This window comes from Arthrobacter sp. AK01 (genome assembly GCF_021109375.1).
Lineage (GTDB): Bacteria > Actinomycetota > Actinomycetes > Actinomycetales > Micrococcaceae > Arthrobacter.
In genome coordinates this window covers 140,170-152,924 of the sequence record NZ_JAJOHP010000001.1, presented here as the reverse complement: position 1 = coordinate 152,924, position 12,755 = coordinate 140,170, and the positions used below count along the sequence as shown (strand labels likewise).

8 protein-coding genes are annotated in these 12,755 nt (G+C 61.1%); 2 read left to right on the top strand and 6 right to left on the bottom strand.

The genetic code is table 11. The annotated features are described in order from the left end of the window. Positions 1-10: 10 nt before the first annotated feature. Genes LN996_RS00645 through LN996_RS00635 form a run of 3 tightly spaced genes read right to left on the bottom strand, consistent with a single transcriptional unit; the run spans position 11 to position 3,026 of the window. Entirely contained in the window at positions 11-952 is a 942-nt protein-coding gene (locus LN996_RS00645) for a type II secretion system F family protein (protein ID WP_231338263.1), read from the bottom strand. Next, on the bottom strand, positions 949-1,803 hold the full coding sequence (locus LN996_RS00640; protein ID WP_231338244.1) for a type II secretion system F family protein: 855 nt from the start codon (positions 1,801-1,803) through the stop codon (positions 949-951). Before LN996_RS00640 ends, LN996_RS00645 begins: the two co-directional genes overlap by 4 nt. Then, the gene (locus tag LN996_RS00635) at positions 1,803-3,026 is read right to left on the bottom strand and encodes a CpaF family protein (RefSeq protein ID WP_231338233.1); all 1,224 of its coding nucleotides are present in this window, start codon (positions 3,024-3,026) and stop codon (positions 1,803-1,805) included. Before LN996_RS00635 ends, LN996_RS00640 begins: the two co-directional genes overlap by 1 nt. Positions 3,027-3,311: 285 nt before the next feature. On the opposite strand from LN996_RS00635, the gene LN996_RS00630 reads away from it, so the two are divergent. Continuing rightward, positions 3,312-5,999 carry a GH25 family lysozyme gene (locus tag LN996_RS00630; protein ID WP_374110810.1) on the top strand — a complete coding sequence of 896 codons (2,688 nt, stop codon included), beginning with the start codon at positions 3,312-3,314 and terminating at the stop codon, positions 5,997-5,999. 99 nt (positions 6,000-6,098) lie between these two features. Here the strand turns inward: LN996_RS00630 and LN996_RS00625 are convergent, their stop codons facing one another. The 3 genes from LN996_RS00625 to LN996_RS00615 all read right to left on the bottom strand — a co-directional run bounded on the left by LN996_RS00625 (position 6,099) and on the right by LN996_RS00615 (position 9,058). Beyond that, positions 6,099-7,445, bottom strand: coding sequence for a hypothetical protein (locus LN996_RS00625; protein WP_231338219.1), 1,347 nt, complete (start codon positions 7,443-7,445; stop codon positions 6,099-6,101). A gap of 213 nt (positions 7,446-7,658) precedes the next feature. Continuing rightward, entirely contained in the window at positions 7,659-8,195 is a 537-nt protein-coding gene (locus LN996_RS00620; RefSeq protein WP_231338211.1) for a hypothetical protein, read from the bottom strand. 86 nt (positions 8,196-8,281) lie between these two features. Beyond that, entirely contained in the window at positions 8,282-9,058 is a 777-nt protein-coding gene (locus tag LN996_RS00615; RefSeq protein ID WP_231338201.1) for a hypothetical protein, read from the bottom strand. Positions 9,059-9,285: 227 nt separating this feature from the next. Here LN996_RS00615 and LN996_RS00610 point away from each other — a divergent pair, with 227 nt between their 5' ends. Continuing rightward, positions 9,286-12,729 (top strand): chitobiase/beta-hexosaminidase C-terminal domain-containing protein, encoded by a 3,444-nt coding sequence (locus tag LN996_RS00610; RefSeq protein WP_231338181.1) that lies wholly within the window; start codon positions 9,286-9,288, stop codon positions 12,727-12,729. Positions 12,730-12,755: the final 26 nt, after the last annotated feature.

The window sequence follows — 12,755 nt, the reverse complement described above, 5'->3', positions numbered from 1 at the left end:
TGTGGACGCCCTAAAGACTCATTTCCAAAGCTGCAACGGCCGGGAACGCGGCAAAAACGACCGTGAGTGGCAGCACTCCAAAAACCAGGGGCACCATCATGGCAATCTCTTTTCTGCCGGCGGACTCCATGAGGTCACGCTTTGCGGCATCGCGGACATCTGCAGCCTGTGCCCGGAGGACATCTGCCAGCGGTGTCCCCCGTTCGACGGCGACCACAAGACCGTCAAAGAACCTGACCAAGGGAGGCAACTCCGACCTTGAAGAGAAGGCTTGGAGTGCCTCTGAGAGGGGCTTCCCGGACCGGGTGTCGGCAAGGACGATGTCAAATTCCGCCGAAAGTTCACCGTGGGAACTGCGGCTGACTCTGTCCATGGCGCCCATCGCGCTCTCCCCTGCCGCGACTGCGAGCGCCATCAACTCCGCGAGACTGGGAAACTCGGCCAGCATTGCTGATTCACGCCGTTTGATCCGCTGGCCCAGTAGGTAGTCGCGGAGCAAGTAGCCACCCACGGAACCTGCGACGACTGAAACCAACGCGAATGCAGGGCTGAATTGGCCAGCCGCGGCGCTGACCGCGACGACGAGCACCATGAGCACAAAACCAACACCGGCGCACATCAGCTGCTCGGCCCTGAAATCCAGCGTGGACTTTGTTGAACCGGCGCGGGCCATTCTCTTTACCAGCGCAGCCGACCCCGGATTGAAGCGGGACAAGTACGTGACAGCGTCACCGATGATCGGGCGGAGAATCCGCTCCAGCGGCCCGAACGGCGTGAGATTGGAAGTTGGTTTCCGCAGGAGGCGTGACTCAAGATTGCGGGACTTCAACTGGGGCTCGATACGTTCCGAAAATGTGGTCGCACGCATGAAAGGCAGCCGCACCAGGACGAGCCAACAACCCGACCCCAGAAGCAATCCGCAGAGCACGGCGAAGGCCAACGACGTGCTCATCGAAGAACACGCTCGTCTTCGGGCAATGCACCCACGCGCAGCATCACGGAATAGCAGAAGACCGAGACCAGGAGCCCTCCCAGCAACACCATTGCTCCCACACCAGAGTTATAGGCAAGCATTGCTTCGGGACGGCTGGCCATGACAACCAGCACTATCCAAGGTGCGGCAACAGCCAGCCGCGCGGCGTTAATGGTCCATGACTGCCGCGCCTCAAGCTCACTACGGGTGCGGGCACTGTCCCTGAGGAACTCAGAGAGGATGCCCAACATCCGTCCGAGGTCTGAGCCACCCACTTCGCGGGTCATTCTCAATGCCTCGATAATGCGGTCTGCCACGGGATCAGCCAGTCGATCCTTGAGCCGATTCAGCGCGGCTTCAAAGTGGCCACCAGACCTGTAATCGGCCCCGAAATCCAAGAATAATACCCGAAGCTCTTCGGGCCCCTTATGCCCCAATTGAATGAGCGCCTCCGGCAGTGCCAGACCGGCCCGTATGGCTGAGCGCAGGTGGTCTACGACATCCGGCCACAGCAGCCGAAGTGCTGCCCGGCGCTTTCTTGCACGCCAACGGACTGCAGCAAAGGGAATCCATGAACCGAATATCGCAAAGCACACGGCCACCGGGGGCGATCCAGTGACAACGAAGAACACGAGCAGTGTCAAAAGGCCGAAGCCCGCGCAGGTGAGAAGAAGTCCCCCACCCGTTACCTTCTCAATTCCAGCCGACATGAGCAGCAGGTCCAAGCGTCGGGGCCTTGGCTCTTTGGCTTCCACCGGCGGCTGCACCCATGCGGACCACCACACCAGAAAGACACCAAGACCGAAAAGAATACCGAGAAGTGGCGCCATCAGTTCAACTCCAGAAGCGCGGCGACATCGAAGCCCGCGCGGGAAAACTTCTCCGCGGCAGGCATGGAGTTGGCCCGCGGCTGCAATTGACCGGCGACCATCCCGAACACGCCTGAGGACTCGATGACGCCGTTCTCCACCCTTCGCCCGAGGGAGAGGATTTCGGTCACCTGTCTACGCCCCGTGGAATGGCGGCTGCAGTGCACTACCAGGTCAATGCAGGACGCCACCGTGGGCACCACGAAAGCACTGGAAATATTGGCCCCCGCCAGTAGCGGGAGCGTGCAGATCTTGGTGACCGCGTCATGTGCGGAATTGGCGTGGACAGTGCACATGCCTGGCAAGCCCGAGTTAAGGGCAATGAGCATGTCAAGGCTTTCCGCCTCCCGCACCTCGCCCACTACCAGACGGTCCGGCCGCATTCGAAGGGCCTCCTTGACCAACCGCCTAAGCGGTATTTCACCTTCCCCTTCCAAGTTGGGTTGGCGGCACTGCAACCCGACCACGTCGCGCAGGGGTAGTTGCAGTTCGAAGATTTCCTCCACAGTAATGACTCGTTCACGGGAACCAATGTGGGCGGCAAGGCAGTTCAACATAGTGGTCTTCCCCGCTTGGGTAGCACCCGAGACCAATATGTTGAGCCCGCTGGCCACTGAAGCTCCCAGAAACCGCGCGGCTTGTGGCGTCAAGCTTCCAAGCTCCACCAAGTGCTCAAGTCGGCTCGCCCGTGCGATGAACTTCCTGATGTTGACAGCCCAATGCTTCCGGGTGATGTCAGGTATGGCTACGTGCAGTCTGGAACCGTCCGGAAGCGCGGCGTCAACGAATGGTGAAGACAGGTCAAGCCGGCGCCCGGAGCTCTTGAGCATCCGTTCCACGAGGTCACGAACCTGCTGCTCGTTGAGGCTGATGGCGGTCAGTTCGGATTCACCATTGCGGGCAACGTAGACCTCGTGGGGCGCGTTGATCCACACCTCTTCCACCGCGGCATCATCCAGGAGTGGCTGCAGCGGCCCGAACCCGGCAACGGCATCGAAGATGTGCCTTCTGGCTGCATCAAGGTGCCCCAGGGGAGGAAGCGGTCCCAGGAGCGCCCGTTCGTCGTAGTCGTTGACTGCTGCTTCCACAAGCCGTCTGACATCCGCGGCCTGCTCGAGGGGATCCAGCCCGCGACGTCGAATGAGCTCGCGGACTTCACCTTCGACGATCCTTACAGCATCCACATCTTCCCCAAACGATCCCGAGCCCGTAAACGAGAGGCATATCTCGAGTCATTCACGCTAAGGGAGCCATCACCCGCCCTCAAGTCGCCTGGCATGGCATGTGGATAACTTAGGAACACCAGCCACGTGAGCAACCTGGATCCCACTAGTCACTCCAGTTTCAGGATGTTATGGTAAAGCCCGTTAGGAGCTGGCCTTTGGTCTCATGCGCAAGCGCCCGCCCCGGAGCTTGTCCGCAAGCCACCCCATGCGCCGCTGAGCCGCGGTACAGGGCCGGATATGAAGATGAAAAGACGTGCAAGTGCCCCGTTCGGCCGCAGCCTACTGGCCCGGGCAGGCCTGGCGCTAACGACCGCCCTCGTAGCGGGCAGCTGCCTTGGTTCGCCGTCATGGGCAGAGTCCTCCGGACCACGACCGGCCCCATCGCCTGAGGCGCAGGAAACAATTCCAGCGCAGGGACCGCAGCCCGCAGGTGCCGGGCAGCAACAGCCGCTGCCCGCCGTCGAGCCTTCACCCGACATTGCGCCGTTGCCCGCCGATCCCGGTAACGGCTCCGAGGGACAGCTCCCCAAAGCGCAAGCAATGCCCGGCAACGCACCGGACGCGGAAACGATGAAGGCAGCCATGCGGGCAGCCATCCCGGCAGGCGGCGCGGAAATGGGACAACGATCCCCCAGGGTCCTGGCAGCGCAACAAAGCAATGGCACCCCGGCAGCTTCAGGCTCACGGGCCATAGGCAGCGCAGTCAGCTCCGCGGTTTCCATGGCAGCAGATCCGGGCCACTGGCGTCCCACCATCGGCGTCGCCGGACAGGACGTCAGCGCCCACCAACCCAACATCAACTGGCAGAGCCAATGGAACCAAGGATCCCGCTGGGCTTACGTCAAGGCATCCGAGGGCAACTACTACCTCAACGAGCAATACACCCAGCAGTACAACGGCTCCCGCAACGTGGGCATGGTGCGGGGCGCCTATCACTTCGCCATCCCCAATTGGTCATCAGGCGCTGACCAAGCACGGTATTTCGTGGCGAACGGTGGAGGCTGGACGGCCGACGGATACACCCTCCCGCCCGTTCTGGACATCGAGTACAACCCGTACGCCGGACGAACCATCAACGGTTTCTACTTCGGCAACACGTGCTACGACATGTCCAAAGCCCAGTTGGGGCAATGGGCAGCCGACTTTGGCAACACCGTCAAGGCCCTGACCGGCCGCTTCCCTGTCATTTACAGCACCACCGATTGGTGGAACACCTGCGTCGGCAATTCCACCTTCGGAAGCTACCCCTTGTGGATCGCTTCCTACTGGAACAACCCCACAAATTCGCCGGGCTCCATGCCGGCCAGCTGGGGCGACTACACGATGTGGCAGTACAGCAGCACAGGTCCGTTTGAGGGTGATTCAAACATTTTCAATGGCAGTTATGACCAGCTGCGCACGTTTGCCCGCGGGGTCTCCTACCCTTCGAATCCGTCCATCAAGTCTGCTGCCGATGTCCTTGCTACGAGCCCGGGCGGACGATTGGACGCCTTCCCTGCAAACGGTTCGGGTCGAATCACCGGACCTGTCGCCATCGGGTCAGGGTGGTCCGGCGCAAAGTCGCTCTACGTTGTGGACTGGAACCAGGACGGAGTGCAGGACATCCTGTCCCAATGGTCCGATGGGACGCTAAAGGTATTCCGGGGCGCCCCTGGGGGGTCTTTCTACGCACCCATCCAAGTCGGTTCCGGGTGGCAGGAAATGTCCCTGACAGTAGGGTGGTGGAACGCGAAGGATGCCTATCCGGGTGTGATCGGACAGGACTACCTGGGCAATCTGTACCGGTACCCGAACAGCGGCGGTGGAGGACTTGGAAACGGTGTCTTGATTGGCACCGGATTCAGCGGCCACCAACTCAACCAAATCGACTTCGACGGCGACGGCAACCAGGACATTGTCACACGCACTTCGGACGGAACCCTCCGTCTTTTCCGTTCCAATGGCGTCGGCAGCTTCATCAGCGAGCCCGGCAGGGTGATCGGCTCGGGCTGGGGTGGCATGACGGCAGTAAGCTCGGCAATCAACTTCAATGGAGCAGACTCCCAAGGTCTCCACGCCCGTGCAGCGAACGGCGATCTTTACTACTATCCTGCAGGTTCCGGGTCATGGGGCAACCGCAGCCTCATAGGGTTGGGGTGGAACGACGCAAGCCTCATCAGTGGTGCCTCACTGGATGTGGAGACAACCCTTGGCATCGACCAGGAAGATGTCCTGGCGGTCCGTCCGGATGCCAACCTCTACCGTTATCCGGGGACCGGCACCACGGCCCTTTTGCCGGAAGACCTCATCGGAACGGGCTGGGCGGGCTTCAAAGCAGGGTTTGTCACCGACTGGAACGGCGACGGCGCACTGGACATTGTCGCCCAATGGTCTGACGGCCGGTTAAACGTCTACCCGGGCAGGAACGGCAGCGGCTTTGGGACGGCGATAGCGTTGGGCAGCAACTGGAAGGGCTGGACCCTGAGCGTAGGCACCTGGAAAAAGGCAGACGCGCACCCCGGAATTGTCGGCTATGACTCCGCCGGCCGGCTGTACTACTTCAATAACCCCAGCGGCAAGACCCTTTCCGCGGGGGTCTACATCGGCGTCGGATGGGCCGGCCTGGACATTGCCCAAATGGACTTCGACAAGGATTCCAATGCTGATCTCCTCGTCAAAACGGGCACCGGGGACCTAAAGCTGTACCGCACTAACGGTACCGGCAACTTCATTCAGGAAGCTCCAAGCGTTGTGGGTACCGGCTGGAACGTGATTTCCGGATTCGGTGCCGTTCGTGGATTTGCGGGTGCGGGCTCACTCGGCGTCGTTGCACGAACCACCATCGGTGAACTGCGCTACTACCCTGTAGGTTCGAACAAGACCTGGGGAACGCCAACCAGGATCGGCACAGGCTGGAGCAACCTCACAATCCTGGCACCGGCCGCCGGTTAGCAGGACCCCCAAGCTCAGACCACGTCATGAATGAGGGGCCCATCCGCGGAAATCCGTGGGCGGGCCCCTCATTCATCATTGCCCTTAGCCGGGCCAACTCTATGCAAGCAAAGCATTCATGGCATTTACCAGTGTGGTCTCCACGCCATTAGTGCCGGCTTTGAAGTGCGCCAAGTGGCCGTAGACAGTCATCGAACCCCCCGCGATTCCAGGGAAGTCGGGCTCCCATCCACCTTCATAACTGCCCAGAGGCATGAAAGGTGGAAAGAACTCATTGCTTGGTATATAGCAGCAGGATTCATTTGCATATCCACCGACAATAATACCGTTGGTCCCACCATTTCGGCCGCGAAAATAAGCCGCATAGCCGCTGACGAGTTCGCCACCGATCATGGCTATCTTCAGCTCCGGGCTGCCATTGAATTTCCACACCTGGAACGGGGACGGTACAGCCGTTTCAAAACTGTTGCTGTCAATGCGTCCGATCATTACCTGCGCGTGCCGTTGGTACCACTGGGGCTGGCCGTTGGGATTGGCCAGCCTGGCAACGTAGGAAGCACGCACCGCGGCCAGATTTCCGGCTGTCGGAGTGATATCCAACGGCAGTTGGACTTCCTGGTAGCGCGTCACCATGGGACCGCTGAGGGCACGCCCCGCAGATTGCATGTTCGAATGGACCGTGGCACCAAGGGCGTCTCCATGCTGGTCCCGGAGTTCCCAGCTGCGGACTCCCCCGGGGTCTTGATCTCCAGCCGGACCCTGCACGAACATCGCGAAACAATTCGGATTCCGGTTTTCGATGTAATTGCAGGCGCCTGCAGCAAAATCTCCATCAAAGAGCGTGCGCAGACCTGCACTGATGGGATGGCACCCATAGCTAAATATCACGGCAGCCGGCGTACCATTGCCTCGCCTGGCGACGAGAATTGGGACTGCCGTTTCCGTGTATGGCAGTCCCACGCGGTTGGCGGAGAAATTCTGGGTTGAAACTTTGTAGTCGAAAGTCACTGCCGTTTCATCCGCGTCCAAGGCTTCCCGGGCGAGGTCAACGATGGTGTCTTCAAGATCGGCACTGTAAGAACGCACCAAGCCCAAATCCGCCAGCCCGTAAGCCATGAAGGGATGGAGAGTGTCAATCAAGGCGGGCCCATTGTGCGTATGCGTCGCCTGGATCAGGATGTCGCTGCTCGACCAATCCGCGAGCTCGATGATCCTGTCCCGGATCCGCTGGTGCATGGATCGCGGCAATGCCAGGACATCCAGGCTGATGATGATGTGGGGATGGGCGTCTTCCCAGATGAGGATGGCCCGAGCGTACAAGGGCTCGAACGGTGAACTGCTGGTGGCCTCGCGTCCGCCGTCGGTAGAACCATATCCAGCCATATACGGATTGGTGCTCAGCGACGGCGTTATGTCAGCGCTTGCAGTTCCTACTCTAAACGCCATAAAAGATCACTCCTTGATTGTGCGCAACGGGTGATCTTCGTTTGCCCCCAAACAAAGTCAGTTTCCCAAATACGCTGAACAGCCAATACGTGAGACCACCTTCATTAGACCATGTGATCCCGCAGATTTGTGTGGTTGGTAGCGATGAATATCGCCCTGAAATGCGCCGCCCCGGCTTGAAAAATCAGGGCGGAATCTGCGCCTTCTCCGTGTCTAGCCAGGCACTGCAGTCTTGAGCCACCTGGTCAGCAGCGCAGCCTGCGGAGCCAACGGGGCCAACGTCAGTGCGCCCTTCACTACGGGTATCCCGTAGGCCGCGAGTGAGGCTGCCAGTGTCCTGTGATCGGTACGCGTGCACGCCCTGATGATGAGCAGGCACAGAGCCGACGCTTGGCCGGGAGCCGCACCGGCGGCCACGGCCGCGTTGACGGCAGCCGTTTCTTCGGGAGTCAGGATGTGCGGTCCACTTCCGACGTAGGCCACCTGGCAGTCCGTGACGTGCATGTACCGCGTGGATGCCCAGACTTCCTCGAGGCTCGAAAATTTGCCAATCAGGCTGCCGTCTGCCGCAGTACATGTGAATTGGTACCGGATGAGAGGCTCCGGACGCTCAATGGGGACTTTGTCATCATTTGCGATAACAGGCGCCAAATCGAGTGCGGCTGGTTGGGAAGTATCTACTTTGGTTCCTGAACAACCGGCCAAGGCAAGAGTTGCCACACCGAGTTGAAGAACACTGCGCCTGCGCATGTCCACCGAGGGATCCCCACTTCATTCGGATGCTCCCCAGCTCCGCATGCATTGGTTATTCGCCCCAAGCCGTTTCCGGCTGCGTCTTAGTACATCTTCCCCCAAATTCCGCATTTGTCACTAGTAAAGTTTTGGCCGGCCTCAAGCTCGACGTTTTTGCCGGCCTCAGGGACTCCTCCGCTGGCGACGACGGAACCGTCCTGCGCAGCGACGGACCACGTACATTCGCTGGCCAAAGCGCCGGGCTTGACGAGCTGGACTCCGCCGGCTTCCACGGTTTCGCCCACTACATGGCTGCCGTCGCCAACCCTCGTACCTTGAGCCCAGCCAGCGATGATTTTCCCCTGCGGCGCGTCCGGACAAAATGCAGCCGCAGCGAGCAACGTCCCGTGACTTGCCTCCTCGAATCCGCCGGGGCCTGTTTCATCGCTGATGCGCGTGCACAACCGGAGGACATCCTGCATGGCTGCCAGACCATCCTCGGCTACTGCACCCTGCGGCGCGGCCGTGGAAATAGCTTCAGCTTCGCGGGGCGTTGGAACGAATGGTTCTTCACCTGCGTAGGTGACTTCGCAGGAGTCCATACGGGTGTAGTTATTGGCAGCCCAGACCTCCGCGAGGCTCGACAACTGGACTTCCGGCGATGCGTCAAGGCTGGTGCAACGGTAGGAGAAACGACCCGGGTCGTCGTCGCCTGCTGACGGACCGGGGTCGCCAGTTTCGCGGCTTCCGGGAGCGGACGACGACTGGCTGGGCCCTGCGGTAGCAGTGTCACTACTGGGTGCCGGCGTACTGTTCCCAGGAGTTGGCTGTGATGAAGGGGCCGTGCAGGCGACCAACAGCATCACCATCGGCATTGCCATCAGCAACATTCTGCGCATTGTGACCTCCACCTCAATCGTGCGGTGCGGCGGTTGTGTGGTCAAGACGGACTGCTTGACGCCCCTGAATCCGAGGCCATTCAGGAATGCACTAGTGACAAATGTGAAAATTGGTGGAAGATGTACGTAGACGCAGCCGGAAACGGCGTGGGGCGAATAACCAATGCATGCGGAGCTGGGGAGCATCCGAATGAAGTGGGGATCCCTCGGTGGACACGCGCAATCGCAGTGTTCTTCAGCTTGGTTTGGCATGTCTTGCCTTCGCCGGTCGCTCAAGAACCTCTCATAAGACTCCCCGCCGCATTGCACTCAGCAAGGCGGGCGAAGGACGGCAACGCCACAAACTGACGGCAGTTCTGGCCACTGCCAGCCTTGCGACGGCGGCACTCACCGGCGTCCTGACAGCGGGCCCGGCCTTCGCGGACCAAGCACGCCAGACAGTGGCCACAGGTCTGACCAAAGCCGCAGGAACATTGGTGGACCCGGACGGACGCCTGTGGGTTTCCGACGCTCGGGCAGGGTTCTGCCGCGTGACGGAGGCTTCGGGCGCAACCGCGGGGGGCCTCGAAACGGACACCTGCCTCGGTGGAACCCTGACTGGTCACGACAACGGCCCGGCCTTGGCCGGAACGCCCGCCATGATCGATCCGTCCCCTGCCAACCACGGCGATGGTGACGAAGTGGCCTTCATTCCGGATGCCGCCGTCGGAAGTTCCGACGTCGTACGGGCCCTGTGGAATCCTGACAATGGCGTATTCGAGTACAACGGCGCGCTAACCATCTTCGACGGCGACCTGAGGCCAAATGCCGTCAGCGACGGCCCCGACGGCAACATCTACCTGTCGTTTGCCAACGCCCGGTCAATCGTCAAAATCGTGGATCCCACGGCCCTCCATCCGAGCATCGAATCCATCGCTTCGGTCAACTCCAGCTCCCTCAGCCTGGCTGCCACGCACCGCAACAGTGCGGGCAACGTAGTGGTGTATGTCGCAGAAACCACAGGGTTGACGGTGTTTACGGCACCCGAAGACGGTGTACTGACCAACTTCGTCCCAGCGCCGCTCTATAACGTCGGCAAGCCGACAGCCATCTACTACGACTGGCAGTCGCCCCTCGTCCTCTACACAGGAACCGGGGTCGGAACCACCACAGCCGATGCCGGGAAGGACACCATCTCCCGCATCGACCTGAGTACGGACACCGTGGACAACCAGTGGGCCCTGGGCTTCAGCAAGGTCGGCGGCCTGACCATGCGGGACGGCAAACTCCTGGTCATGGAAGACCCGGGACAATTGGATCCTGCCAAGCCCGCTGAGCGCGGAAGGATGCTCACCCTGGGTGGCGTTGTACCTTCCATCGTCAGCGGTCCGACGGCGGCAAATGGAACCCAAGCGGCCAACCCGGCGTTCACCAACGACTCCACGCCAACGTTCACTGTTGCTTCAACGCCGCCGGGCGGCGCCCTTGAGTGCAGCCTCCAGTTGAGCACGGCGACGCCGGTCTGGCAGGTATGCTCCGGCGGCACCTTCACGCCGTCAACGGCTTTGGCCAGCGGCGCTTACACGTTCTCGGTGAGGGCAGCTCCATCAGGCCTTCCCGTATCGCGGACTTTCACAGTCGACCTGGCCGCACCCAGCGCACCGGTGATCACCTCACCCGCGGCGGGGGCAACCGTCAACGGCGCGCCGGTCCTCGGCGTCACCTCCGATCCCGATTCGACGTTGTCCTGCTCAGTCGATTCCACGACAACGTTCACCGCCTGCGCCAACGGGCACGTTTTCAATCTCACTACCGCGGGGCAACACGTCCTGCGGGTCCGAGCCACGGACATGGCCGGCAACGTCAGCACACTTGCGTCGGTAACCGTAACCGCCGACCTGACCGCGCCCCAGGTATCCATCAGTTCACCCGCGGAAGGCGCAACTGTCGGCATCTCGCCATCCTTCACCTTCACCTCCACCTCCACGGACATTGCAGGATTCAGGTGCAAGCTCGGCTCCAACGCCTACACGGCCTGCACATCTCCCAAGGCCTACACGAACGTTCCAAGTGGTCCTGTGACCTTCACGGTGGAAGCCAGGGACAACGCAGGCAACACTTCCACGGCTGCAAGGAACGTGACTGTCTTCGCTCCTGACACAGCCCCTCCCGTCGTATCCGTGGATCCGGCCGGAGGAACGTACGGTGCCGGCAAGACCATTGCCTTGTCAGTCAATGAAGCGGCCACCATCTACGTCACAACCAATGGCACGACGCCGACTACATCGAGTCCGGTTTATTCGGGCCCGATCCCCTTGACGTCGATGACCCTGAAGTACTTCGCGCGGGACACCGCAGGAAATTCATCGGCAGTGGTCACGCAGACGTACGTGCTGGACAACACGGCTCCGACCCTGACCGTCACTCCCGGGGCAGGGGGCTATGCCTCAGGACAACTGGTCACGATGTCTTCCAGTGAACCGGGAAGCATCTTCTACACAACAGACGGGACAAACCCCGCAACTACCGTTTCGGGAACCACCAAGGCCTACACTGCGGCGTTTGCGTTGACTGCCACCACCACCGTAAAGGCCTTGGCCGTGGATGCTTCCGGAAACGTCTCGGCCGTCACCACGCGCGCCTACACGGTTCTGGATACCACTCCTCCGGTGGTAACTGTGACACCACCCGCTGGCAGCTACCCCGCCAATCAGCAGATCACCCTCACCGCCAACGAAGCTGGATCCAGCATCTACTTCACCACCAACGGAACGAACCCCACCGCCACAGCGGCCAACAAGTACTCCTCAGCGATCACGCTGACGGCAGCCATGACGCTGAAGTATTTCGCGGTGGACACCTCCAACAACAGTTCGGGCATCGTCAGCCAGGCCTACACCGTGACAGCCCCACCGGCGAATACCTGGAAGGACTACACCGGTGATGCAAAGAACGACGTCGTGGCACGCGACAACGGCGGCACGCTGTGGCTGTATCCGGGCAACGGATCCGGGGGTTGGTTGACCCAACGCTCCCTGGGAACCGGCTGGAACTCGCTGAATGCCATCGTTCCCACGAAGGACTTCAACGGGGACGGACGCAGCGACGTCCTGGCCCGGGATGCGAATGGTGTTCTCTGGCTTTACCCGGGCAATGGATCCGGTGGCCTCCAGGCACGCGTCCAGGCGGGGACCGGCTGGGCCGGAATGACGCTCATCCTGGCGCCAGGCGACTTCAGCGGTGACGGCAAGGCCGATGTCCTCGCAAGAAACTCGGCAGGCGTCCTGTGGCTCTACCGCGGCAATGGCACAGGCGGCTTCACCTCAAGCGCCCAAGTTGGTACGGGTTGGAATGCCATGAATGCGATCCTGAGTACCGGCGACTTCAACGGCGACAGCAAGACCGATGTCCTGGCCAGGGACACCTCAGGAATCCTCTGGCTGTATCCAGGCAACGGCACGGGTGGTTGGCTTAGCCGGGTCCAGGTTGGGAGCGGCTGGAGCGGGATGACGGCCATCCTCGGACCGGGCGACTTCAACGGTGACGGCAAGAACGATGTCCTCGCCCGTGACGCCGGTGGCAACTTGTTCCTGTACCCCGGCAACGGAACATCCGGATGGCTCTCCCGAAGCCAGGTCGGCTGGGGTTGGGGAGGATTCACGTCCCTTCCATAGGAACATGAAAAAGGGAGGGTGGGGGG